The organism is Pseudomonas sp. 3MA1, from assembly GCF_029237275.1.
GTDB lineage: Bacteria > Pseudomonadota > Gammaproteobacteria > Pseudomonadales > Pseudomonadaceae > Aquipseudomonas > Aquipseudomonas fluorescens_AP.
The window spans coordinates 154,141-176,904 of record NZ_JAACFX010000010.1 but is presented as its reverse complement, the minus strand read 5'-3'; the positions used below and the strand labels follow the sequence as shown (position 1 = coordinate 176,904).

Sequence of the window (22,764 nt, the reverse complement as noted above, 5' to 3'; positions counted from 1 at the left end):
CAGCTGCCGGGCAGGACCACGGGCCTTGCCCCTCTCCCCAACGCACAGGAGCACAGCCATGCCACAACAGCCTCGCCTGGGATGCGCCGCCGCTATCGTCCGCGACGGCCAGTTACTGCTGGTCAAGCGCCTGCGCGACCCCGAGACCGGTTGCTGGGGATTGCCCGCAGGCGAGGTCGATTGGCTGGAACCGGTGGAGCAGGCCGTGCGCCGTGAAATCCTCGAAGCGCTCGGACTGACCCTGCAAGGCGTCAGCCTGTTGTGCGTGGCGGACCAGATCGACGCCGAACGGCAGGAACATTGGGTTTGCCCGGTGTACCTGGCCTCCGCCCCGGCCATGGCGCCGCGTAACAACGAGCCGCACAAGCACAGCGACATCGCCTGGTTCGAGCTGGACCGGTTGCCCAAGCCCCTGACCCTGGCCACCCGCGCCGCCGTGCGGGCGCTGGTGCAGGTCGCGGCGCTGGAAGACTGACGGCGCTCACCGCCCAACGCCTTGCAGGACCCGCTTTCGGGCAGCGTTCGACACTTGGCCGTGAGTCCGGCTCAATCCACAACCCAGGCTGCGACCGATGGCCGCAGGCATTGGTCTAATTAGCCCGCCGCCGCTTTCGTCTGTTTGTTACCATGCGCGGGTTTTTGCCTGTCTGGCTGTTCAAAGGGCGTTATTTCATGAGTGTTCTGCTGACTCGCCGCACCCTGCTCACCAGCGCCGGGGTGCTCGGCCTGGGCCTGCTTGCCGGTTGCGACAACAGTCCCCGACTGTCCTTCAAATACGGCAAGGACCTGAGCAATCAGATTCTCGGCCGCACCTTCAAACTCACCGATTCCCAGGGCGAAACCAAGTCGCTGTCCAGTTACCGCGGGCTGATGCCGATGATCTTCTTCGGTTTCACCCAGTGCCCGGCCGTCTGCCCCACCACCCTGGCCCGCGCCGCCCAGGCCAAGAAGCTCATGGGCCGCGACGGTGAGCGCCTGAAAGTGGTGTTCATCACCCTGGACCCGGAGCGCGACACGCCCGAGGTGCTGGACGCCTACGTCAAGGCCTTCGACCCGAGCTTCGAGGCGCTGTACGGCAGCCTGGAAGAAACCGCGGCCACCGCCAAGGAATTCGGCGTGTTCTACGAAAAGATCCCCAGCGGCTCGACCTACACCCTGTCCCATACCGCCACCAGTTTCGTCTACGACTCCCGGGGCACCTTGCGCCTGGGGCTGTCCCAGTCTCTCAACGCCCAAGAGTGCGCGGAAGACCTGCTCACCGTCATGGAGGTTTGTTAATGAATGCCCACCAGCGCCCGTCGCGCCTTAAATCCGCCCTGCTGCTGATCTCTCTGCTGGGCCTGGCCGGCACCGCCGGCGCCGCGACCCAGGTCGACAACGCCTGGGTCCGCGCCACCGTCCCTGGCCAGCACGCCAGCGGCGCCTTCATGGACCTCACCGCCAGCAGCGACAGCAAGCTGGTCGACGTGCAGTCGCCGGTGGCCAAGAACGTGCAGATCCACCAGTCGAGCATGCACAACGACGTGATGAGCATGCAGCAAGTGGACGCCATCGCCCTGCCGGCCGGGAAGAAGGTCAGCCTGGACACCCACGGCTACCACGTGATGCTCATGGAGCTGACCGGCCAGATCAAGGTGGGTGACAAGGTGCCGCTGACCCTGATCGTGGAAAACGCCAAGGGCGAGAAGGAGTCGATCAAGGTTCAAGCCGAGGCCCGGGCACTGGATGCGCCGGACCACAGCATGATGCAGCACTAAAACCCGCTGCATGAAAACCGGCCCCAATGGGCCGGTTTTTTTATGAGTAATCCAGCGCCCGCGCCAGCCATACGGTGAAGCCGCAGCACTGCGGATCTTCGCTGACGTGCTGCACCACCTCGAACCCATGGGTGTCGAGCAAGGTGCAGTACTCCCCGGGATCGAGGCTGGCGTGGTACAGCGCCTCGCCCTGGAACTGACCAATGGCTTCCCCCGCCGCCGGCCCACTGGTGAACAGCAGGGCACAGCCCGGGGCCGCATGGCGCTCGAACACCGCGAACATCGCGCGCTGATCCTCCGGGCACAGGTGGAACAGGCTGTTCCACGCCAGGATGCCGTCGAAATCCTGTTCCAGGGCCAGCCCGCGCATGTCGGCGTGGAGCCACTGCTGCTCGGGAAAGCGCTGGCGACACTGATCCAGCAAGGCGGCGCTGCTGTCGACGCCCGTGACCGCGTAACCACGTTCCACCAGATAGCGCGCCACCGGCTCGCCACCTCCACACCCCAGGTCCAGTACCTGCCGACCAGCCCCCATGACCTGGCGAAAGCGTTCGAACCAGGCTTGTTCACTGTGAAATGCCTGGGTGTTGGCCCGGCGCGCCCGGTCCCAAGCCTGGGCATGACGCCGGTACAGATCGACGATGTGACGGGCGGATTCGTGCATCCACAGGCTTCCTTGTGCTGTTTGGTGGCCGCGGATTACAGCACAAGTGCAGCGCGCCAGGCGAAGATGTCGGCATCCTCGGCCGTCAAGCCATGCCCCTGTTATGCTTGCCCGGTCGCCGCGGCGACCCTCACTTGCCCTTGGTTCAATGGTCCAGCATGTCTTTCAAGTCCTCCCTTGCCCCGTACCACAACCGCTGCGCGCGGCCGAGTAGCGGCTCATGATCGCCCCCGCCCTGGCGCGCCTGTACAAGCGCGGCGCACTGCTCCTTTGTGTGGCCGGCCTGACCCTGCTGGGGTGGCGGGTCTACGACAGCGAACGGGGCCCGGCGCTGCAACCCTGGCACCTGCGGGCGCCCCATGAATTGAGCATCGAGCAGATCGATCGGGCCGACTGGGCAAGCTGGCTGCAGGCCGAGGAGCGGGTGTTCGGCGAAGTCGAGCGCGAGGTCAGCGACACCCTGGACCCGTCCCAGGTGCCGCCCTTCAACCGTTACCGCAAGGACAGCCGGGTCTACCCGCCGCACTTTGCCACCGACTGGAACCGCTCCTACCTGCTGCGCCCCCAGGGCTCGCCCCGGGGCGTGGTGGTGTTGCTGCACGGCCTGACCGACTCGCCCTACAGCCTGCGGCACATTGCCCGGCGCTATGTGGCCCACGGCTACCTGGCCATTGGCCTGCGCCTGCCCGGTCACGGCACGGTGCCCGCGGGCCTGACCGAGGTGCAGTGGCAGGACTGGCTGGCGGCGACCCGCCTGGCCCTGCGCACGGCGCGGGCCGAAGTGCCGGCGCCCGCGCCCCTGCACATTGTCGGCTACTCCAACGGTGGCGCCCTGGCGGTCAAGTACGCTCTGGACGCCCTCAGCGATCCGCAACTGCCACAGGCCCAGCGCCTGGTGCTGATTTCACCGATGATCGGCGTGGCGCCGTCGGCGCGCTTTGCCGGGCTGGCGGCCTGGCCCGCGGTGGTTCCGGCCTTCAGCAAGGCCGCCTGGCTGAACCTGCGCCCGGAATACAACCCGTTCAAGTACAACTCGTTTCCGGTCAATGGCGCGCGCCAGTCGTGGCGCCTGACCGAGGCCCTGCAAGGCCAGCTGCAGGCCCTGGCGGCGGATCCGCGGCTGCTGCAACTGCCGCCGATCCTCGGCTTTCAGTCCCTGACCGACGCCACGGTCAGCACTCAGGCGGTGGTCACGGGCCTGTTCCGCCGCCTGCCGGCCAATGGCAGCGAGCTGGTGATCTTCGATCTGAACCGCACCAGCGACTTTGACGGCCTGCTGGACCCGTCCAGCCTCACCTCCCTGGCCAGCCTGCTGCCGGCGCCGCCGCGCAACTACAGCACCCGGGGCCTGAGCAACGCCGACAGCCCGTCGCATCACCTGGAAGAACTCAGCACCGCGGCCCTGAGCCTGGACAGCCAGCGCCGGCCCCTGGACCTGGCCTTCCCGCCGGGGGTGTTTTCCCTGTCTCACGTGGCCCTGCCGTTCCCGGTCAGCGACAGCCTGTACGGCAGCCAACCGGACCCCGACGAAGACTTCGGCCTGCACCTGGGCAGCCTCGCGGCCCGCGGCGAACGCGGGGTGCTGGTGGTGCCCATGGACGAGTTGATGCGTCTGACCGCCAACCCGTTCTACCCCTACCTGATCCGGCGCATCGAGTCAGATATAGATCAAGCAACAGTTCCGTCATTGATCCGCTGAATAGGCGGATGTTAGCGTCAGCGCCCTCTGCCCCCTTGATTTCCGAGGGGGCACAACTGCCGCGATGGCAGGGAATCGCAATGAAAACACTGTTTCAAACCCGGGCCACCGGCCTCTCCCTTGCGCTGCGGCGGGCCATGGCCAGCGCTGCCCTGCTGGTCGCCGCCCAGAGCGCGCAGGCCGATCAGCAAGGGGATTTCTGGTACCTGCAGACCAGCGTCTACACCAACCACTGGAGCAACGATCCGGACCACAACAACCACCAGGACCTGATCGGCCTGGAGCGCAACTACGCCAGCGGAAAACTCTGGGGCCTGAGCACCTTTCGCAACTCCTTTTCCCAGCGCTCCTACTACGCCTATGTCGGCAAGGCCTGGGAGAGCGCCGACTGGCCGGTCTACGCCAAGCTCAGCGGCGGCCTGATCCAGGGCTACAAGGGCGACTACAAGGACAAGATCCCGCTGAACCACTTCGGCGTGGCGCCGGTGCTGATCCCGGCAGTCGGCCTGCATTACGGCCCGGTAGGCACCGAGCTGGTGGTGCTGGGCACCGCGGCGGTGATGGTCAACGTCGGCTACCGCTACTGACAGACACCGGGCCCAGGGATTGGCCCGGCAAAGTCGCACAATCGTTCAAGACGTTGCTCCAGCCCTTCCCCAGACTCTCGAAGCCTGACGGCCGGCACATCGACGTGCCCGGCATGGCGTCAATTCGGGAGGGCAAGACCTTCATGCAGCAGTTACCACAGTCAGAGTTTCTTACCGGCCGCCCGGCGCTCTGGCGCCGGGTCGCGCCGACGGCCCTGGCCATTGTTCCGGTCAGCATGCTGTTTGGCGTGCTGGCGGCCCGCGCCGACTGGTCGTTGCTGGAGGTGGCCTTGGTGGGCCTGCTGGGGTTCACCGGCAGCGGCCAGTTTGCCGCCCTGCCCCTGGCCCAATCGGGCGCCGGGTTCTTCACCCTGTTGCTGGTAAGCGCCTCGCTCAACAGCCGCTACCTGCCGATGGCCTTCGCCTCTGCGGCGCGACTGCCGCGCCGCTGGCTGCCCAAGGCCGTGGCGGCCCATCTGTTGGGGGACGAGGCCTACGCCACCGAGGCCCAGGGGGACAGCCCGGCCGCGGTGCTGATGATCCGGGCAACGATTTTTCTCACCTGGGTCCTGTCCGGGGTGCTCGGGGCCTGCTTGGGGCGCGCGTTGCCCGCGCACTGGCTCGGCTCCGAGCTCAATCTCGGCTACCCCGCCAGTGTGGTGTTGATGTACCTGGCGCTGAGCCAGCTGCGCCGGCGCCTGGCGTTGCTCCCCGGGCGGCGCCTGGCGATCCTGGTGCGCCTGGCGCTGTGCGTGACCCTGAGCCTGGCGCTGATCCGGCTGCTGGGCAGCCTGTACTTCTGGATCCCCAGCGTACTGGCCACCAGCGTCCTGCTGAGCTGGGCCCGAGCATGAGCCAGGCCAGCTGGCTCACCATTGCCGCGTTGTTCGCCACCAGTTGCCTGGTGCGCATCATTCCGGCCTTCGTCACCCTGCGCCTGCGGCCGGGCCTGCAACGCTGCCTGCAAGAGGAACTGCCCGTGGCGGTTTTCATCAATTTCGCGGTGTACATCGCCTACAGCGAAATCGGCCGCGAGCCTTGGGCGGCGGCCGGCTCACTGCTGATCGTCGGGGTCATCGCCCTGGGCGGCAGCCTGGGCCTGATCACTACCGCGGCCATCGGCACCGCGGCGTATGCAGCCCTGCTGCAACTGCCCGGATAGCGCGTGCGACGCCCCGGGGCATGGTGCAGCCTCGGGGCGGCCGCTGCCTCGCTATTGCCCTTCGTCGCAGCCCAGCCCCTGACGCTGCGCTTGCTCGTCCTTCAGGGACTTGCCGGTGCGCGCCATGATCTGCCTTTGCAGGGCTTGCAATTGAGCGCCATCCAGACGCTTGCACAGGTTGGTTTCCCAGACATCGCCGGTGGCGATGCTCACCGAGAACAGCCCCCAGTACTCGGTGGCGCCGGCCTTGGGGTCGTTGTAGCCGAGGCTGAAGTCGAAGTAGCCCGGATGGGGCGGCTGGCCGTGCTCATCCTGCAGATCGCCGTCGACGAACACTCCGGGCTTGTCCAGTTGATAGTCCTGGTGCTTGAGGGCCACCCGCAACACGGCCTGGGCCTGTTCGCGGGTCAGGCCGGTGGCCTTGACCTGAGTCGGCGACAGGGCGTCGCCGGCACAGGCGACCAGGGTGGTGCAGGCCAGGGTCAGGCCCAGCAGCCAGGAACGGCGATCGTTGCTCAGCACGCCAGACGCCCCCTGACCGAGAGGATGATCTTTGCCAGGTAGTCGGCAAAACCGTTGCGCCCGCCGGTGGCGGCGTCGCCACTGTTGTAGCCGCTGCGCACCAGGGCCTGGGCGAACTCCATGGGCTCGCGCTTGCCGCGCACCGAGGCGCCATAGCGCAAGGCAAAGGACTGGGCGGATTTCTGGAAGGAGTCGAACTTCGCCACCTTGACGCTGGCGCTGCCCTGGGCCGATTCGGCGCTGATCTGCAGGGGCGCCGGCGCATGCATGGAGAAATAGTTGTTCAGTTCCCGGGCGATCCGCCCCGCTCCGTACTGGCTCTCCTGGGCCGCCAGGCCAAGGATGTTCTCAACCGGCAGGTCGAGTTGGTCGGCGATCGGCTGGCAGGCCGCCTTGTATTTACTGACAAAGGTGACGGCATTGATGTTGTTGCACAGTTTGGCGCTCAAGATTGCTTCCCTCGTTTGACCGGTCAATTCCATTTCCTGCAGGTGTCGCGGCGCCGATTGTAAATCAATCCCGGGCACTTGCCCGGGACTTCTCGCGGCGTTTGGCACAGGTCTGTGGGCCTCGTCACACACTGGACGGAGGCGGCCGCTCGCAGGCCGCGGACAAATGCCGTCATCACGGGAATTCACCGAAAATTTGACGTTTTTTTCTGATTTGCCGCTCTACATTGCCGACGGCTTCATATGCAAATGATTCCTATTGTTCTGCCGATTCGCGATGCCTTCTCTGGCGCCTCGAACCAGCCGGTTCGCCGCCACACCCAAACAACCTCCCAGGAGCTGCCCCGAGCATGACCCTCACGCCCTCTTCGCTGTTCAAAACCGCCCTGCTGAGCGCCGCCTTGCTGGCCACCGGGCAGGTCTGCGCCGCCGACGCCGACGGCATCCTGGTCTACAACGCCCAGCACGAGGGCCTGACCAAGGCCTGGGTGGACGGCTTCACTCGGGAAACCGGGATCAAGGTCACCCTGCGCAACGGCGATGACAGCGAAATGGGCAACCAGCTGGTGCAGGAAGGCAATGCCTCGGCGGCGGATGTCTTCCTCACCGAAAACTCCCCGGCCATGGCCTTGGTGGACAACGCCGGGCTGCTTGCCAAAGTGGCCCCCAGCACCCTGGAACAGGTGGCTGCCGCCTATCGGCCGGTCCATGGCAACTGGGTGGGGATTGCGGCGCGCTCCACGGTGTTCGTCTACAACCCGGCCAAGCTCAGCCCGGGCGACTTGCCCAAATCCCTGCTGGATCTGGCGGCACCCGCCTGGAAAGGCCGCTGGGCCGCGTCTCCTGCCGGCGCCGACTTCCAGGCCATTGTCAGCGCGGTACTGGAGCTCAAGGGCGAAGCCGCGACCCTGGAATGGCTCAAGGGCATGAAAGCCAATGCCAGCGTCTATCGCGGCAACAGCGCGGTGCTCAAGGCGGTCAACGCCGGTCAGGTCGACAGCGGCGTGATCTATCACTATTACAGCTTCGTCGACCAGTCCAAGACCGGCGAGAACAGCAAGAACACCGCCCTGCACTACTTCAAGCACCAGGATCCGGGGGCCTTCGTCAGCCTTTCCGGCGGCGCCGTGCTGGCCTCCAGCAAGCACCCGCAGCAGGCCCAGGCGTTCCTCAAGTGGATCACCGGCGAACACGGCCAGGCGGTGCTCAGAACCGGCAACTCGTTCGAGTACGCCGTGGGCAAGGGCGCGGCCTCCAACCCGGCCCTGGTGCCGCTGGCCGAGCTGGACGCGCCTCAGGTCGATGCCGCCAGACTCAACAGTAAAAAGGCGGTGGACCTGATGACCCAGGCCGGTCTGCTGTAATCCATGGCCGAGCCTCTATCACAGGCCGAAGGCATCGACGTCGCCGCCCGCCTTCCCGCGCTGCGGCTGCGGCAGCGTCGCCGCGCCCGCACCAGCACCCCCTGGCTGCTGGGGGCTGCGCTGCTGGTGTCGTTGCTGGCCCTGGTGCCCCTGGGGTTTGTCGTCGCTGTCTCGATCCAGACCGGGTGGGCCGGCATCGCCGAGCTGGTATTGCGGCCACGGGTCGCGGAGTTGTTGTTCAACACCCTGCTGTTGCTGCTCCTGACCCTGCCGCTGTGCGTGCTGCTGGGGGTGGCCCTGGCCTGGCTCACCGAGCGCAGCGATCTGCCGGGACGGCGGGCCTGGTCGCTGTTGGCGGTGGCGCCCATGGCGGTGCCGGCGTTCGTCCACAGTTATGCCTGGGTCAGCCTGCTGCCGGCCCTGCACGGCTTGCCCGCGGCGGTGCTGGTGTCGGTGATCGCCTATTGCCCCTTCGTCTATCTGCCGGTGGCCGCCACCCTGCGCCGCCTCGACCCGGCCCTCGAAGACGTTGCCCAATCCCTCGGGCTCAGGCCCCGGGCGCAGTTCTTGCGCGTGGTGCTGCCGCAATTGCGCCTGGCCATCGCCGGTGGCGCGTTGCTGGTGGGCCTGCACCTGCTGGCGGAGTACGGCCTGTACGCGATGATTCGCTTCGACACCTTCACCACCGCCATCTACGACCAGTTCCAGTCCACCTACAACGGCCCGGCGGCGAACATGCTGGCGGGGGTCCTGGTGGTGTGCTGCCTGCTGCTGCTCAGTGCCGAGTCGGCCTGCCGGGGGCAGGCGCGCTACGCCCGGGTCGGCTCGGGCAGTCCGCGTGCCCAGCCGCTGCAGGTACTCTCCGGCACCGGGCGCTGCGCCGGCCTGTTGCTGGTGGGGTTGAGCAGCGCGCTGGCCCTGGGCGTGCCGCTGCTGACCCTGGGTAACTGGTTGCTGGCCGGCGGCAGCGAAGCCTGGCAAGTCCCGGAACTGCTGCCCAGCCTGGGGCAGACCCTGGAGTTGGCCTGTCTCGGCGCCCTGCTCACCACCTGCGCGGCGTTTCCCCTGGCCTGGTTGTCGATCCGTGCGCCGGGGCGCCTGCTGCGGCTGCTGGAAAGCGCCAATTACATCGCCAGTTCGCTGCCGGGAATCGTCGTCGCCCTGGCCCTGGTGACCGTCACGGTGAGGTACGCCCGGCCGATCTACCAGACCAGCCTCACGGTGCTCCTGGCCTATGGGCTGATGTTCCTGCCCCGGGCCCTGGTCAGCTTGCGGGCCGGTATCGCCCAGGCACCGGTGGAGCTGGAAAACATCGCTCGCAGCCTGGGGCGCACGCCGTTCCAGGCGCTGTGGCGGGTCACCCTGCGCCTGGTGGCCCCTGGGGCGGCGGCCGGGGCGGCCCTGGTGTTCCTGGCCATCAGCAATGAGCTGACCGCCACCCTGCTGCTGGCCCCCAATGGCACCCGGACCCTGGCCAGCGCGTTCTGGGCCCGGACCAGCGAAATCGACTACGCCGCAGCCGCGCCCTATGCCTTGCTCATGATCCTGATCTCACTGCCGTTGACCGGCCTTCTCTACCATCAATCCAGACGCACGGCGGGCCGATGAACAGCCTTGAACTCCAGCAACTGCACAAGTCCTACGGCACGCTGAGCGCGGTGCACGACGTCAGCCTGAACCTGCCCGCCGGCAGCCGCACGGTGATTGTCGGGCCCTCCGGCTCGGGCAAGACCACCTTGCTGCGGATGATCGCCGGTTTCGAATTTCCCGACCGGGGCCGTATCAGCCTCAATGGCCAGGTCCTGGCGGATGAGCAAGGCGCTCTGCCGGCCCATCAGCGCCTGATCGGCTACGTGCCCCAGGACGGCGCCTTGTTCCCGCACATGAACGTGGCGGCCAATATCGGCTTTGGCCTGCCGGGCAAGATGGCGGCCAAACAGACGCGCATCGATGAATTGCTCGACATGGTGGCCCTCGATCGCGCCATGGGCACGCGCTGGCCCCATGAACTGTCCGGCGGCCAGCAGCAACGGGTGGCCCTGGCCCGCGCCCTGGCTCAGCGTCCGCGGCTGATGCTGCTGGACGAGCCCTTCTCGGCCCTCGACACCGGCCTGCGGGCCTCGATGCGCAAGGCCGTGGCCCGCCTGCTGGCGGACGCCGGGATCACCACCATTCTGGTCACCCACGACCAGGCCGAAGCCCTGTCCTTTGCCGACCAGCTGGCGGTGATGCGCCAGGGACGCCTGGTGCAGAGCGGCACCCCGCTGGAGCTGTACCGGCATCCCCGAGATGCCCAGACCGCGCTGTTTCTCGGCGATGCGCTGGTGCTGCCGGCCCGCCTGGAACAGGGCCTGGCCCACTGCGACCTGGGGCCGCTGCCGATTGCCGACCCCGGGCGCCAGGGAGCGGCGCAGATCATGCTGCGCCCCGAGCAACTGCAATGGTCGACCGGCATCGTGCAAAGCGGCGCGGCCCCCGGCTGCTCCGGGGTGGTCAAGGACTGGGATTTTGCCGGCAACCACTGCACCTTGAGCGTCGCCATTACCACCGTCGATGGCCGCCAGCAGCTGCTACCGGTACCGGCCGCCGGCCTGCAGGCCCCGGCGCCCGGCAGCCGGGTCTGGATCAGCATTTCGGGCCAGGCCCACGTGCTACCCGGGAGCTGAACGGGCGACTGCCGGCGCTGCCGTGACCGGGGGCGGCTCACAGGTCGAAGCGATCGATGGCCCGGCGCCGTTCATTGTCGTCGCGCATGTCATAGCTGGCGGTGGTCTGGATATTGGTGTGGTGCGCCAGTTTCTGGGCAATCGACAGGTCGTGTTCCTCGATCACCCGGGTGATGAATGAGCGGCGGAAATCGTGGGGCATGATGCGCACGCCGACCTGGGCGCCGCGCTGCCGGGCGATGTAGTAGATGGCGTGCTTGGTGATGCGCTCGCGGGTGATATGCCCGCCGCGACGGATCCGGTTGAACAGGAAAGGGTCGTCCTCAAGGCCCGCCGGCAAGTCGGCGCGACGCAGGTCCAGCCAGGCCTGGAGCTTGTCGAAGGCCCAGGCCGGGGCGTACTTGATCAGCTGTTTGTTGCCCTTGGCCAGCACCTGCAGGCTGCGCTGGGCGAAGTCCACCTGGGCCAGGTCCAGGTTCACCGATTCGGATTTGCGCATGCCCGAGCCGTAGAGCACGGCAATGATCGCCGCGTCGCGCACGCCCTGGGGACGCGGGTCCGCGGCACACACGGCCATCAGCTCCTGGATCAGCCCGCGCCTGAGGTTGCGCCCGCGGGACAGGCGCGTGCCGCCCATGGCCTTGACCGAGCGCATCTTCAGCAGGTGGTCCTGGCTGATCAGGCTGGCGCGCCAGGCTTCGTTCAGCACTCCGCGCAGAGCATTGACATACAGCGAGGAGGTGCTGGGTGCATAGCCGTCGCGGCGCAGGGTCGCCACCAGGGCCGTGACGTGCTCGGGCTGCAACTGGTGCCAGGGAATGTCCTCCAGGTTGAGGTCTTCATAGCCCAGGCGGTCGGCGGCGTCCTGCAACACGTAGCGCAGGGTGGTTTGGCTGGAGGGGGCCAGGCGCGTCAGGTACAGACTGAGGGGGTTGGCGCTGCGCGGGCCAGGGACGGACGGCATCAGGATCGCCCCCAAGCAGCGGGTTGCACCGGGTAGCACCCAGGACCTGGAAAAAAAAGTCTCTGGTCGCCCTCTTCAACATCCGCCGAAAACCGGCTAAAACAATGGCCCGCACTCAGTTGATCCACAGGCTGGCAAAAAAACTGAACGCTGGCTGTCTGGCTCGCAGAAAAACGGACTTTTACCTTATTTTTCATATTCGTTTCACATTTTTCCGCTTAATCTCAGCCCCCGACGGCTCGCCCTCCGAGTGCAGTTTTTTCTCAGGTTGCAAAGATAACACCTTGATCCGCATTTACTTTTCACAAACATAGTCTTTACTCATGTGCTGCATGGAATGCCCCGCTGGCTCAATGACTGGATGTGCCTTAATGACCGCATGACCTCCCCCGCTTTCCATGAACCGTCCGTTCACTCGCAAGACCCCGTATTTCCGGCATCAGCTAAACCCGAGGTAACCATGAACCAGGCTTTCCTTCCCTTCTCGCGTCCGAGTATTGGCGACGAAGAGATAGCTGCAGTGGAGCAGGTTCTGCGCTCCGGCTGGATCACCACCGGCCCGAAAAACCAGGAACTGGAACAACAGTTCGCCGAACGCGTCGGCGCCCGCCATGCTGTGGCCCTGTCCTCGGCCACCGGCGCCATGCACATCACCCTGCTGGCCCTGGGCATCGGTCCTGGCGACGAGGTGATCACCCCGTCCCAGACCTGGGTTTCCACCGCCAACATGATCTGCCTGCTGGGGGCGACCCCGGTGTTCGTCGATGTCGATCCCGACACCCTGATGAGCGACGCGGCGACCATTGAAGCGGCCATCACCCCACGGACCAAGGCGATCATTCCGGTGCATTACGCCGGCGCCGCCTTCGACCTGGATCCGCTGTATGCCCTGGCGGACAAGCACGGTATCCCGGTGATCGAAGACGCCGCCCACGCCGCCGGCACCACCTACCGCGGACGCGCCATCGGCGCCCGGGGCACGGCGATCTTCTCCTTCCACGCGATCAAGAACATGACCTGCGCCGAGGGCGCGATGTTCGTCAGCGACGACCAGGCCCTGGCCGACCGGGTGCGCATGCTCAAGTTCCACGGCCTGGGTGTCGACGCCTACGACCGCCTGACCCACGGGCGCAAGCCCCAGGCCCAGGTCATCGAGCCCGGCTTCAAGTACAACCTGGCGGACATGAACGCCGCCATCGCCCTGGTGCAACTGCAGCGCCTGGACGAGATCAACGCCAAGCGCGAAGTGCTGGCCAAGGCTTACCTGGAGCGCCTCCAAGGCCTGCCGGTGCAACCCCTGCACCTGCCCCAGTACCCGCAACAGCACGCCTGGCACCTGTTCATCCTGCGCATCGACGCCGAACGCTGCGGCCTGGACCGCGACGCCTTCATGAAGGGCTTGCAGGAGCAGAACATCGGCACCGGCATCCATTTCATCGCGACTCACCTGCATACCTATTACCGACAGCGCTTCCCCGAAGTGCACCTGCCCCATACCGAATGGAACTCGGCGCGGCTATGCTCGATTCCACTGTTTCCGGACATGACCCTCGACGATGTCGAACGGGTTGCCGGTGCCATTGAAAACCTCCTGGACTGAAGCCTTTGAAACCTTACCCAATCCAGTTCGTGTCGATCGTGATTCCGGTCTACAACGAAGAACAGAGCCTGCCTGAGCTGCTGCGTCGCACCGAAGCGGCCTGCCGCCAACTCAAGCACGAGTTTGAAATCGTCCTGGTGGACGACGGCAGCCGCGACCAGTCGGCGAACATCCTGCAAGAAGCCGCCGAACGCGAAGGCAGCCCGGTGGTGGCGGTGATCCTCAACCGCAACTACGGCCAGCACGCGGCGATCATGGCCGGCTTCGAGCAATGCCGTGGCGATGTGGTGATCACCCTCGACGCCGACCTGCAGAACCCGCCGGAAGAAATCCCGCGCCTGGTGGCCCAGGCCGAGCTGGGCTACGACGTGGTCGGCACCGTGCGCAACAACCGCCAGGATTCGGCCTTCCGCCGCTGGCCGTCGAAGCTGATCAACCTCGCCGTGCAGCGCTCCACCGGTGTGGCCATGAGCGACTACGGCTGCATGCTGCGGGCCTACCGCCGGACCATCATCGACGCGATGCTGGCCTGCACCGAGCGCAGCACCTTTATCCCGATCCTGGCAAACAGCTTCGCCCGGCACACCACCGAGGTGCTGGTGGAGCACGCCGAGCGCGAGCACGGCGACTCCAAGTACAGCCCGATGCGCCTGATCAACCTGATGTTCGACTTGATCACCTGCATGACCACCACCCCGCTGCGGCTGCTGAGCATCATCGGTTTCGCCATGGCCGGGGTCGGCGCGCTGTTCGCCCTGATGCTGATTGTCCTGCGCCTGATCTTCGGCGCTACCTGGGCCGGCGACGGCACCTTCGTGCTGTTCGCGGTGCTGTTCGTGTTCACCGGTGGCCAGTTCATCGGCATGGGGCTTCTGGGTGAATACCTGGGACGCATGTACAGCGACGTGCGGGCCCGCCCGCGCTTCTTCATCGAAAAAGTCTTGCGCAGCCAGCCCGCGGCCCCGGCCCCGGTTGTGACTGTCGACGGTTTAACTTCCACTCATACAGATCAGGTTTCGCCATGAGCAATAAAGCTGTTGTCTTCGCCTACCACGATATTGGCTGTGCTGGCATCGAAGCCCTGCTCAACGCAGGTTACGAGATCGCCGCCGTGTTCACCCACGCCGACGATCCCAAGGAAAACACCTTCTACGGCTCCGTGGCCCAGCTCTGCGCCCGCAAAGGCATTGCCGTGCACGCCCCGGAAGATGCCAACCACCCGCTGTGGATCGAGCGCATCGCCAAGCTCAACCCCGACTACCTGTTCTCCTTCTATTACCGCAATATGCTGAGCGAGCCGCTTTTGGCCACCGCCAGCAAGGGCGCGTTCAACCTGCACGGTTCCCTGCTGCCGCGCTACCGTGGCCGCGCACCGGCCAACTGGGTACTGGTCAAGGGCGAAACCGAAACCGGCGTGACCCTGCACCGCATGGTCAAGCGCGCCGATGCCGGCGCCATCATTGCCCAGGAACGCGTGGCCATCGAGCGCAGCGACACCGCCCTGACCCTGCACCACAAACTGCGTGACGCCGCCGCCAGCCTGCTGCGCGACACCCTGCCGGCACTGGCCCAGGGCAAGTTCACCGAAACCGCCCAGGACGAATCCAAGGCCAGCTACTACGGCCGTCGTACCGCCGCTGACGGCAAGATCGAGTGGAAGCGTCCCGCCGAAGAGCTGTTCAACCTGGTCCGCGCAGTGACTCAGCCTTATCCGGGCGCCTTCTGCGCCGTGGGCGAGCACAAGCTGATCGTCTGGAGCGCCGAAGTCGCCAAGGGCAATGAAGGCCAGGCCCCAGGCCGGGTCATCAGCGTCGACCCGCTGCGCATCGCCTGTGGCGAAGACTCGCTGGTGATCACCTCCGGCCAGCGCAACGCCAATGGCCTGTACCTGGGTGGCCCGCAACTGGCTGCCGAACTGGGCCTGGTGGACGGTTCCCTGCTGCGCGGCGCCGAGTCTGGCCGCAAGCCACGTCGCACCCGCGTGCTGATCCTCGGCGTCAACGGCTTTATCGGTAACCACCTGTCCGAGCGCCTGCTGCGTGACGACAAGTACGACGTCTACGGCCTGGACATCGGCTCCGACGCCATCGAGCGCCTGCGCAGCCATCCCAACTTCCACTTCGTCGAAGGCGATATCAGCATCCACTCCGAGTGGATCGAATATCACATCAAGAAGTGCGACGTGGTCCTGCCGCTGGTGGCCATCGCCACCCCGATCGAATACACCCGCAACCCGCTGCGCGTGTTCGAACTGGACTTCGAAGAGAACCTGAAACTGGTTCGCTACTGCGTCAAGTACAACAAGCGCGTGATCTTCCCGTCGACCTCGGAAGTCTATGGCATGTGCCAGGACAAGAACTTCGACGAAGACAGCTCCAACCTGATCGTCGGCCCGATCAACAAGCAACGCTGGATCTACTCGGTGTCCAAGCAGCTGCTGGACCGGGTGATCTGGGCCTACGGCGCCAAGGGCCTGAACTTCACCCTGTTCCGTCCGTTCAACTGGATGGGCCCGCGCCTGGACCGTCTGGACTCGGCCCGTATCGGCAGCTCCCGCGCCATCACCCAGCTGATCCTCAACCTGGTGGAAGGCACGCCGATCCGTCTGTTCGACGGTGGCGAGCAGAAGCGCTGCTTCACTGACATCGCCGACGGCATCGAAGCCCTGGCGCGCATCGTCGACAACGAAAACGACTGCTGCAACGGCCAGATCATCAACATCGGCAACCCGGACAACGAAGCCAGCATCCGTCAGCTGGGCGAAGAACTGCTGCGTCAGTTCGAAGCTCACCCGCTGCGTAGCAACTTCCCGCCGTTCGCCGGTTTCCGCGACGTTGAAAGCAAGGCCTTCTACGGCGCTGGCTACCAGGACGTGGAACACCGCAAGCCGAGCATCGAAAACGCCAAGCGCCTGCTGAACTGGGAGCCGACCGTGGAGATGAGCGAAACCATCGGCAACACCCTGGACTTCTTCCTGCGTGAAGCCATGCTGGAAATCGCCGACCGCTCGAAAGAAGAAGCTCGCTGATGCAGGCAGGTCTGCGCATTGATGTCGATACCTACCGCGGCACCCGGGAGGGGGTGCCACGGCTGCTCGAATCGCTGGACGAAGCCGGGGTCAAGGCCACCTTCTTCTTCAGCGTCGGGCCGGACAACATGGGGCGCCACCTGTGGCGCCTGATCCGTCCGCAGTTCCTCTGGAAAATGCTGCGGTCCAATGCCGCGGGCCTGTACGGCTGGGACATTCTCCTGGCCGGCACGGCCTGGCCGGGTAAACCCATTGGCCGGGACCTGGGGCACTTGATGCGCCAGACCCTGGCCGCCGGCCACGAAGTCGGCCTGCACGCCTGGGATCACCACGGCTGGCAGGCCAACACCGGGCGCTGGAGTCAGGCACAGCTGATCGAACAGATCCGCCGTGGCGTCGACAGCCTCAACGATATTCTCGGGCAAGCGGTGAGCTGCTCGGCGTCCGCCGGTTGGCGCGCCGACGAACGCGTCATCGAAGCCAAGCAACAATTCGGCTTTCGCTACAACAGCGATTGCCGCGGCCAGAGCCTGTTCCAGCCACGCCTGGCGGACGGCAGCCTGGGCGCCCCGCAGATTCCGGTGGACCTGCCGACCTTCGACGAAGTGGTCGGGCCGGTGGTGGCCGCCAAGGATTTCAACCACTACATCCTCGACCGGTTCAGCCCGGACAAGCTCAATGTCTACACCGTGCATGCCGAAGTAGAAGGGATTCTCATGGCCAACGATTTCCGCCAGCTGCTGGCCGATGCCAAGCAGCGCGACATCCACTTCCAGCCCCTGGGCGACATGCTCCCCGCGGACCTTTCCAGCCTGCCCGCAGGCCAGGTGGTGCGTGGCGCGCTGGAAGGCCGCGAAGGCTGGCTGGGAGTGCAAAGCGCATGATCAGACGTTGGGCCCTGCCGCTGCTGTTGATCGCTTTCGGTCTGTTCTACCTGTTGCCCATGGCCACCCATGGCCTGTGGATTCCCGATGAAACCCGCTACGCGCAGATCAGCCAGGAAATGCTCCTGAGCGGCAAATGGGCGTCGCCGCACTTCATGGGCATCCGCTATTTCGAAAAACCGGTGGCCGGCTACTGGATGATCGCCATCGGCCAGGCGCTGTTTGGCGACAACCTGTTCGGCGTGCGCGTGGCCTCGGCCCTGAGCACCGGCCTGAGCGTGGTCCTGGCCTATCTGCTGGCCCGCCGGCTGTGGAGCGATCCGCGCAAGAGCCTGGCCAGCGCCCTGCTCTACATGAGCTTTACCGTGGTCGCGCTGCAGGCCGGCTACGCCAACCTCGATCCGCAGTTCACCTTCTGGGTCAACCTGAGCCTGGTGGCGCTGTGGTTCACCTTCGATTGCCGCAGCGTGCGCGGGCAGCTCATCGCCTGGGTGGTCCTGGGCCTGGCCTGCGGCATGGGTTTCATGACCAAGGGCTTTCTCGCCTGGCTGCTGCCGGTGCTGGTGGCCCTGCCCTACGCCATCTGGCAGAAGCGCCTGCGCTCGCTGCTGATCTATGGCGGCCTCGGTGTGCTGGTGGCGATTCTCATCAGCCTGCCCTGGGCCCTGATGGTGCATGCCCAGGAACCGGACTACTGGCGCTTCTTCTTCTGGCACGAGCACATCCGGCGCTTTGCCGGTGAAGACGCCCAGCACGCCTCGCCCTGGTGGTATTACCTGCCGTTGCTGGTGGGCTTCTCGGTGCCTTGGGTACTGCTGCTGCCGGCCAGCCTTAAACAGGCCTGGGAACAGCGACGCCTGAACAGCAGCGGCTTCCTGCTGCTGTGGCTGGTGCTGCCCCTGGCGTTCTTCAGCCTGAGCAAGGGCAAGCTGCCGGCCTATATCCTGCCGTGCCTGCTGCCCCTGGCCTTGCTGATGGGCCACACCCTGGTGGAGCGCCTGGCCGCCGGCAAGACCCGGCTGCTGGCCTTCAACGGCGTGCTCAACCTGGTGGCTGGCCTGCTGGGGCTGCTGGCCCTGGTGTATTTCCAGATGAAGAAGCCAGTGTACGTGGACGAGCCGCAGCACCTGGTGCTGGTCTATGTCCTGCTGCTGGGCTGGATCCTCAGCAACCTGCTGCAAGCCATGCGGCCGCTGACCCTGTGGGCGGCGCCGGCCCTGGGCAGCTTCCTGCTGGTGGCGCTGGCCCCGGCGGCGCTGCCCAATTCGGTGGTCTACAACAAGATTCCCGACCAGTTCATCATCGATCACGTGGCCGAACTGGGTCAGGCCAAGGCCCTGCTGAGCAACGACCTGGGCGCGGCCTCGGCGCTGGCCTGGCGCCTGCGTCGCCCCGACGTGACCCTGTACAACACCGAAGGCGAAGTGAAATACGGCCTGGGCTACGCGGACACTGCCGCGCGCAAGGTCGACCTGAACCAGGTCCAGCCGTGGATCGAGCAGGCCCGCAAGCAAGGCTCGATCGGCGTGGTGATGCGGGTCAAGAGCAGCGACGAAGTGCATGAAGTCGAGCTGCTGCCCAAGGATGCCAAGCGCTACGAGCAAGGCAATATCGTGATCTTCATCATTCCCCAGAGCCAGCCATGAGCCTGTTGCTGCTACTCCTGGCCTGCGGGCTGACCTGCCTGGGCCAGGTGGCACAGAAGTTCGCCGTGGAAAGCTGGCGCGACCAGCCTTCCAGCGCCCTGCAGAAACTGCGCTCGGGCTGGCTGTGGCTGGCGCTGTTCAGCCTCGGCCTGGGCCTGCTGGTGTGGCTCCTGGTGCTGCAGCGCATGGAGGTCGGCGTGGCCTACCCCATGCTCAGCCTGAATTTCGTGTTCATTACCCTGATCGCCCGTTTCGTCTTTCATGAGGCCATCGACCGCCGCCACTGGCTCGGCGTGGCCCTGGTGATCGGCGGCGTGCTGCTGTTGAGTCGCCACGCATGAGCCGGGTCAAGGGCTTTGCCTTCGCCCTGGGCAGCGTGGCCCTGGTCAGCGGCGCCCAGCTGGGCATGCGCTGGAGCATGACCCGCCTGCCCGCCCCGGATCAGTGGCTGTCGGCCCTGAGCGCCGGCAGCATCGACCTGGCCGCCCTGGCACTGGTGATCGCGGCCATCGGCGCCTACGCGCTGTCGATGCTCTGCTGGCTTTTGGCGCTGCGCGACCTGCCCCTGGGCCGGGCCTATTCGCTGCTCAGCATCAGCTACGCCCTGGTCTACCTGCTGGCCGCCAGCCTGCCGCTGTTCAACGAACCGTTCACGCTTTCCAAAAGCCTCGGGGTGGCCTTGGTCATCCTCGGGGTCATCACCATCAACTCTCGATCTGCACCCGCGACAAGTCCCAGGAATACCCCATGAAAATCAGTGTATTTGGAAGTGGTTACGTCGGCCTCGTACAAGCCGCCGTATTGGCTGAAGTCGGCCACGATGTCATCTGCATGGACATCGACGAGCAAAAGGTCAAGCAGCTGCAACAAGGACACGTGAGCATCTTCGAGCCCGGGCTGGCCAGCCTGGTCAAGGAAAACCTCGAAGCCAAGCGCCTGCACTTCACCAGCGACGAAAAACTCGCGGTGCAACACGGCCAGGTGCTGTTCATCGCCGTGGGCACGCCGTCCAGCGAAGACGGCTCGGCGGACCTGCGCTACGTACTGTCGGTGGGCGATGCGGTGGCACGCCACCGTGAGCAACCGGTGATCCTGGTGGAAAAATCCACCGTACCGGTGGGCACCGGCGACACCTTGAAGGCGCACATCGAAAAGGTCCTGAATGGCCGCCCGCTGCAATTCGATATCGTCTCCAACCCGGAATTCCTCAAGGAAGGCTCGGCCGTCACCGACTGCCGCCGTCCGGACCGGATCATCATCGGCTGCGAGCGCGAAGAAGTGCGCGACGTGATGCGCGACCTGTATGCGCCGTTCAACCGCAACCATGACCGCATCATGTTCATGGACCTGCGCAGCGCCGAGCTGACCAAGTACGCCGCCAACTGCATGCTGGCGACCAAGATCAGCTTCATCAACCAGATCGCCGAGCTGGCCGAGCACCTGGGCGCCGACATCGAATCGGTGCGCCTGGGGATCGGCGCCGATACCCGCATCGGCTACCACTTCATCTACCCGGGCTGCGGCTACGGCGGTTCGTGCTTCCCCAAGGACATGCGCGCGCTGATCCACAGTGCCCAGGAAGCCCATTGCTCCAGCGACCTTTTGCAAGCGGTGGAAGCCATCAACGAACGCCAGAAGCACAAGCTGTTCGAGCGCATCAAGGCTTTCTACAAAGGCGACCTGAAGGGCAAGACCTTTGCCTTGTGGGGCCTGGCCTTCAAGCCCAACACCGACGACATGCGCGACGCCCCGAGCCGGGTGCTGCTCGATGCGCTGTTCGCCGCCGGCGCCGAGGTGCGCGCCTACGACCCGGAAGCCATGCAGGAAACCCAGCGTCTGTACCCGGACGAATCGCGCCTGATGCTCATGGGCACGCCGGAATCGGTGCTCACCGGCGCCGACGCGCTGATCATCTGCACCGAATGGCAGCAGTTCAAGGCACCGGATTTCGACCTGATCCAACAGCGCCTCAAGGCGCCGGTGATCTTCGACGGCCGCAACCTGTACGACGCCGAGCGCCTGGCGCGCAATGGTTTCACCTACTTCCCGATCGGCCGCGGTGAATCGCGCAACCTGCCGATTCCTCACCAGCAGTGGTCCACCGAGGCTTGAATGAACCCGCACTCCAGCTCCCCTTCGAACACACTTTTCTGGCAATCGTTGGGGCTGGGGCTGCTGGCCTTGCTGCTGTTCTGCATCGGCACCGGTCACGATTCGGCCATTGGCTTCGATTCGCGCTTCGTGCTGTTTGCCAAGGAGATGCTGCGCCATGGGCCGGGGTTCTTCCCCACCACCTATGGCCAGCCCTATGCCGACTATTCCAGCGCATCGACTTTGCTGGTCTGGCTGTTCTCACTGCCTTCCGGGCAGGTCAGCAGTTTTACCGCCTGGCTGCCCACGGCCATCGCCTCGGCCGTGATCGTCAGTCTGATCTATCGCCTGTTGGCGCCCTATTCCCGGACCTGGGCCCTGCTCAGCGTCGCCCTGTTGTTGCTCAGCAACACCTTCATCAGCGAAACCCGCGCCGTGTCCCTGGACCAGATGCTCGCCGCGGTGTCCCTGGCGGTGTTCTACCTGGGCTATGCCCATGACCACTTCGGCGCCCGCCGGCACCTGGGCTGGATCTTCCTGCTGCTGGTGCTGGGCTTTGCCATTCGCGGGCCCATCGGCCTGGTGATCCCCACCGGCATGCTGTGCAGCTATTACCTGCTGGGCGGTCAATGGCGCCGCTTGTTCAGCGTCGGTTTCAGCGCGCTGTTGCTGCTGGTGGCCTGCGTCGGCCTGCTGCTGTGGCTGGCCAAGCTCAGCGGTGGCCAGGCCTTTGTCGACGATGTGATCCGCATGCAGTTCATGGGACGCATGGACGGCAGCGAAGGCTCCAGCGACGTCTTCTATTACTTCACCAGCTCCCTGGGCAACTACGCCCTGGCCTATCCCCTGGCGATCCTCGCCTGGGTCGCGGTGCTGCTCAGTCGCCCCGCGGACCAGGGCCCGGGGCTGAAACTGCTGCGCCTGTGCACCGCCGCCGGGCTGATCGTGATGATCGGCCTGTCGATTCCCCAGGCGAAAAAGGCCCGCTACCTGCTGCCGATGCTGCCCATGGCGGCGATCATCGCGGCCTATCCGTTCCACGCCGTTCGCGGGCGCGTCATGGGCTGGCTGCGGGTGCTGATCCAGGGCATCTGGCTGCTGCTGCCCGGGCTGCTGATCGTCGGCTTGCTGGTGCTGCGGCGCAAATTCCCCGAGCAGCTCGATTCTCTGACGCCGATGCTGCTGATCCTTGGGCTGCTGCAACTGCTGTCCCTGGGGCTCTTGTTCAAGCGCCAGTGGCGCGCCGTGGGCCTGGCCTACAGCGCGGTGCTGGCGGTCTGGGCCAGCTACATCGGGGTCTTCGAGCCGGTCGAGCACCGTCTCTATGACACGCGCACCTTCAGCCACGGCGCCATGCAACTGATCGAGGCCGACCCGGCACCGGTGATCCTGCACCGCATGGGCAAGGACGCCAAGGCGATCAAGTTCATGGTCAACCTGGACCGTGACCTGCAGCCGCAGTTCAGCGAAACCCCAGACGCCCTGGCCCAGATCCCCGGCCCGGCCTGGGTGATCCTTGATCAGGGCGACCTGGCCAGCCTGCAGGGCACGCCCCTGGCCGGGCTGACTCCGGTGCTGAGCGGGCGTTTCGACAAGAACGACTTCGTCTTGCTGCACCTGCCCAAGAGCGCCGCTGCGCAGCCCTGAAAGCGTTGCGCAGCCCCCTGCCGGCTCCTTACAC

Annotated in this window: 23 protein-coding genes; 19 read left to right on the top strand and 4 right to left on the bottom strand. The window is 65.7% G+C overall.

The features are described 5' to 3' along the window. The first annotated feature begins 58 nt into the window (after positions 1-58). The 3 genes from GWQ44_RS24650 to GWQ44_RS24640 all read left to right on the top strand — a co-directional run bounded on the left by GWQ44_RS24650 (position 59) and on the right by GWQ44_RS24640 (position 1,757). Positions 59-475, top strand: a complete 417-nt coding sequence (locus GWQ44_RS24650) for an NUDIX domain-containing protein (protein ID WP_275928455.1) — start codon at positions 59-61, stop codon at positions 473-475. 197 nt (positions 476-672) lie between these two features. Next, entirely contained in the window at positions 673-1,278 is a 606-nt protein-coding gene (locus tag GWQ44_RS24645; RefSeq protein ID WP_042941277.1) for an SCO family protein, read from the top strand. Continuing rightward, positions 1,278-1,757 (top strand): copper chaperone PCu(A)C, encoded by a 480-nt coding sequence (locus GWQ44_RS24640; protein WP_016965698.1) that lies wholly within the window; start codon positions 1,278-1,280, stop codon positions 1,755-1,757. The genes GWQ44_RS24645 and GWQ44_RS24640 overlap by 1 nt, the downstream gene beginning before the upstream one ends. 40 nt (positions 1,758-1,797) lie before the next feature. Here GWQ44_RS24640 and GWQ44_RS24635 read toward each other — a convergent pair whose 3' ends face one another. Next, positions 1,798-2,421, bottom strand: a complete 624-nt coding sequence (locus GWQ44_RS24635; protein WP_275928454.1) for a class I SAM-dependent methyltransferase — start codon at positions 2,419-2,421, stop codon at positions 1,798-1,800. Between the two features lie 220 nt (positions 2,422-2,641). On the opposite strand from GWQ44_RS24635, the gene GWQ44_RS24630 reads away from it, so the two are divergent. From GWQ44_RS24630 to GWQ44_RS24615, 4 genes are all read left to right on the top strand, one after another. After that, complete coding sequence (locus GWQ44_RS24630; RefSeq protein ID WP_275928453.1) at positions 2,642-4,120, top strand: alpha/beta hydrolase; 1,479 nt, start codon at positions 2,642-2,644, stop codon at positions 4,118-4,120. 137 nt (positions 4,121-4,257) lie between these two features. Beyond that, a complete protein-coding gene (locus tag GWQ44_RS24625) occupies positions 4,258-4,707 on the top strand; it encodes a sn-glycerol-3-phosphate transporter (protein ID WP_233172523.1) in 450 nt (149 codons plus the stop codon). 113 nt (positions 4,708-4,820) lie between these two features. After that, on the top strand, positions 4,821-5,561 hold the full coding sequence (locus GWQ44_RS24620; protein WP_275928452.1) for an AzlC family ABC transporter permease: 741 nt from the start codon (positions 4,821-4,823) through the stop codon (positions 5,559-5,561). After that, positions 5,558-5,869: a hypothetical protein gene (locus GWQ44_RS24615; protein WP_016966145.1), complete on the top strand. Its 312-nt coding sequence runs from the start codon at positions 5,558-5,560 to the stop codon at positions 5,867-5,869. The genes GWQ44_RS24620 and GWQ44_RS24615 overlap by 4 nt, the downstream gene beginning before the upstream one ends. 51 nt (positions 5,870-5,920) lie before the next feature. Here the strand turns inward: GWQ44_RS24615 and GWQ44_RS24610 are convergent, their stop codons facing one another. Together GWQ44_RS24610 and GWQ44_RS24605 are read right to left on the bottom strand one after the other, a co-directional pair. Further along, positions 5,921-6,391 (bottom strand): hypothetical protein, encoded by a 471-nt coding sequence (locus tag GWQ44_RS24610; RefSeq protein ID WP_103741378.1) that lies wholly within the window; start codon positions 6,389-6,391, stop codon positions 5,921-5,923. After that, complete coding sequence (locus GWQ44_RS24605; RefSeq protein ID WP_042941648.1) at positions 6,385-6,840, bottom strand: glucosaminidase domain-containing protein; 456 nt, start codon at positions 6,838-6,840, stop codon at positions 6,385-6,387. The genes GWQ44_RS24610 and GWQ44_RS24605 overlap by 7 nt, the downstream gene beginning before the upstream one ends. A gap of 350 nt (positions 6,841-7,190) precedes the next feature. Here GWQ44_RS24605 and GWQ44_RS24600 point away from each other — a divergent pair, with 350 nt between their 5' ends. The 3 genes from GWQ44_RS24600 to GWQ44_RS24590 are packed head-to-tail and all read left to right on the top strand — an operon-like array spanning position 7,191 to position 10,870. Further along, entirely contained in the window at positions 7,191-8,204 is a 1,014-nt protein-coding gene (locus tag GWQ44_RS24600; RefSeq protein WP_016966143.1) for an iron ABC transporter substrate-binding protein, read from the top strand. 3 nt (positions 8,205-8,207) lie between these two features. Beyond that, positions 8,208-9,812 (top strand): iron ABC transporter permease, encoded by a 1,605-nt coding sequence (locus GWQ44_RS24595; RefSeq protein ID WP_275928451.1) that lies wholly within the window; start codon positions 8,208-8,210, stop codon positions 9,810-9,812. After that, entirely contained in the window at positions 9,809-10,870 is a 1,062-nt protein-coding gene (locus tag GWQ44_RS24590) for an ABC transporter ATP-binding protein (protein WP_275928450.1), read from the top strand. Before GWQ44_RS24595 ends, GWQ44_RS24590 begins: the two co-directional genes overlap by 4 nt. Before the next feature lie 37 nt (positions 10,871-10,907). On the opposite strand, the gene GWQ44_RS24585 is transcribed toward GWQ44_RS24590, so the two are convergent. Then, positions 10,908-11,834: a tyrosine-type recombinase/integrase gene (locus tag GWQ44_RS24585; RefSeq protein WP_042940820.1), complete on the bottom strand. Its 927-nt coding sequence runs from the start codon at positions 11,832-11,834 to the stop codon at positions 10,908-10,910. A gap of 460 nt (positions 11,835-12,294) precedes the next feature. Between GWQ44_RS24585 and arnB the strand changes: the two genes are divergently transcribed. The 9 genes from arnB to GWQ44_RS24540 are packed head-to-tail and all read left to right on the top strand — an operon-like array spanning position 12,295 to position 22,730. Continuing rightward, positions 12,295-13,434: a UDP-4-amino-4-deoxy-L-arabinose aminotransferase gene (arnB, locus tag GWQ44_RS24580; protein ID WP_016964248.1), complete on the top strand. Its 1,140-nt coding sequence runs from the start codon at positions 12,295-12,297 to the stop codon at positions 13,432-13,434. A gap of 5 nt (positions 13,435-13,439) precedes the next feature. Next, the gene (gene arnC / locus GWQ44_RS24575) at positions 13,440-14,459 is read left to right on the top strand and encodes an undecaprenyl-phosphate 4-deoxy-4-formamido-L-arabinose transferase (RefSeq protein ID WP_047304458.1); all 1,020 of its coding nucleotides are present in this window, start codon (positions 13,440-13,442) and stop codon (positions 14,457-14,459) included. Beyond that, positions 14,456-16,462: a bifunctional UDP-4-amino-4-deoxy-L-arabinose formyltransferase/UDP-glucuronic acid oxidase ArnA gene (arnA, locus tag GWQ44_RS24570; RefSeq protein WP_016964213.1), complete on the top strand. Its 2,007-nt coding sequence runs from the start codon at positions 14,456-14,458 to the stop codon at positions 16,460-16,462. The genes arnC and arnA overlap by 4 nt, the downstream gene beginning before the upstream one ends. Further along, the gene (arnD, locus tag GWQ44_RS24565) at positions 16,462-17,346 is read left to right on the top strand and encodes a 4-deoxy-4-formamido-L-arabinose-phosphoundecaprenol deformylase (protein WP_016964214.1); all 885 of its coding nucleotides are present in this window, start codon (positions 16,462-16,464) and stop codon (positions 17,344-17,346) included. Before arnA ends, arnD begins: the two co-directional genes overlap by 1 nt. Beyond that, a complete protein-coding gene (arnT, locus tag GWQ44_RS24560; RefSeq protein ID WP_275928449.1) occupies positions 17,343-18,992 on the top strand; it encodes a lipid IV(A) 4-amino-4-deoxy-L-arabinosyltransferase in 1,650 nt (549 codons plus the stop codon). Before arnD ends, arnT begins: the two co-directional genes overlap by 4 nt. Beyond that, a complete protein-coding gene (arnE, locus tag GWQ44_RS24555; RefSeq protein ID WP_016964216.1) occupies positions 18,989-19,333 on the top strand; it encodes a 4-amino-4-deoxy-L-arabinose-phosphoundecaprenol flippase subunit ArnE in 345 nt (114 codons plus the stop codon). Before arnT ends, arnE begins: the two co-directional genes overlap by 4 nt. Continuing rightward, on the top strand, positions 19,330-19,743 hold the full coding sequence (gene arnF, locus GWQ44_RS24550) for a 4-amino-4-deoxy-L-arabinose-phosphoundecaprenol flippase subunit ArnF (RefSeq protein ID WP_016964217.1): 414 nt from the start codon (positions 19,330-19,332) through the stop codon (positions 19,741-19,743). Before arnE ends, arnF begins: the two co-directional genes overlap by 4 nt. Further along, complete coding sequence (locus GWQ44_RS24545) at positions 19,740-21,104, top strand: UDP-glucose/GDP-mannose dehydrogenase family protein (protein WP_047304460.1); 1,365 nt, start codon at positions 19,740-19,742, stop codon at positions 21,102-21,104. Before arnF ends, GWQ44_RS24545 begins: the two co-directional genes overlap by 4 nt. Next, positions 21,105-22,730, top strand: coding sequence for a glycosyltransferase family 39 protein (locus tag GWQ44_RS24540; RefSeq protein WP_275928448.1), 1,626 nt, complete (start codon positions 21,105-21,107; stop codon positions 22,728-22,730). Positions 22,731-22,764 lie beyond the last annotated feature (34 nt).

Bases quoted from the DNA above. Each gene is read 5' to 3' on its own strand.
- arnF (WP_016964217.1), top strand. From the start codon at position 19,330: ATGAGCCGGGTCAAGGGCTTTGCCTTCGCCCTGGGCAGCGTGGCCCTG.
- GWQ44_RS24540 (WP_275928448.1), top strand. From the start codon at position 21,105: ATGAACCCGCACTCCAGCTCCCCTTCGAACACACTTTTCTGGCAATCG.
- GWQ44_RS24585 (WP_042940820.1), bottom strand. From the start codon at position 11,834: ATGCCGTCCGTCCCTGGCCCGCGCAGCGCCAACCCCCTCAGTCTGTAC.
- GWQ44_RS24650 (WP_275928455.1), top strand. From the start codon at position 59: ATGCCACAACAGCCTCGCCTGGGATGCGCCGCCGCTATCGTCCGCGAC.
- arnE (WP_016964216.1), top strand. From the start codon at position 18,989: ATGAGCCTGTTGCTGCTACTCCTGGCCTGCGGGCTGACCTGCCTGGGC.
- GWQ44_RS24645 (WP_042941277.1), top strand. From the start codon at position 673: ATGAGTGTTCTGCTGACTCGCCGCACCCTGCTCACCAGCGCCGGGGTG.
- GWQ44_RS24620 (WP_275928452.1), top strand. From the start codon at position 4,821: ATGGCGTCAATTCGGGAGGGCAAGACCTTCATGCAGCAGTTACCACAG.
- GWQ44_RS24635 (WP_275928454.1), bottom strand. From the start codon at position 2,421: ATGCACGAATCCGCCCGTCACATCGTCGATCTGTACCGGCGTCATGCC.
- arnA (WP_016964213.1), top strand. From the start codon at position 14,456: ATGAGCAATAAAGCTGTTGTCTTCGCCTACCACGATATTGGCTGTGCT.
- GWQ44_RS24590 (WP_275928450.1), top strand. From the start codon at position 9,809: ATGAACAGCCTTGAACTCCAGCAACTGCACAAGTCCTACGGCACGCTG.
- GWQ44_RS24595 (WP_275928451.1), top strand. From the start codon at position 8,208: ATGGCCGAGCCTCTATCACAGGCCGAAGGCATCGACGTCGCCGCCCGC.
- arnT (WP_275928449.1), top strand. From the start codon at position 17,343: ATGATCAGACGTTGGGCCCTGCCGCTGCTGTTGATCGCTTTCGGTCTG.
- GWQ44_RS24640 (WP_016965698.1), top strand. From the start codon at position 1,278: ATGAATGCCCACCAGCGCCCGTCGCGCCTTAAATCCGCCCTGCTGCTG.
- GWQ44_RS24630 (WP_275928453.1), top strand. From the start codon at position 2,642: ATGATCGCCCCCGCCCTGGCGCGCCTGTACAAGCGCGGCGCACTGCTC.
- GWQ44_RS24600 (WP_016966143.1), top strand. From the start codon at position 7,191: ATGACCCTCACGCCCTCTTCGCTGTTCAAAACCGCCCTGCTGAGCGCC.
- GWQ44_RS24625 (WP_233172523.1), top strand. From the start codon at position 4,258: ATGGCCAGCGCTGCCCTGCTGGTCGCCGCCCAGAGCGCGCAGGCCGAT.
- arnB (WP_016964248.1), top strand. From the start codon at position 12,295: ATGAACCAGGCTTTCCTTCCCTTCTCGCGTCCGAGTATTGGCGACGAA.
- arnD (WP_016964214.1), top strand. From the start codon at position 16,462: ATGCAGGCAGGTCTGCGCATTGATGTCGATACCTACCGCGGCACCCGG.
- GWQ44_RS24545 (WP_047304460.1), top strand. From the start codon at position 19,740: ATGAAAATCAGTGTATTTGGAAGTGGTTACGTCGGCCTCGTACAAGCC.
- GWQ44_RS24615 (WP_016966145.1), top strand. From the start codon at position 5,558: ATGAGCCAGGCCAGCTGGCTCACCATTGCCGCGTTGTTCGCCACCAGT.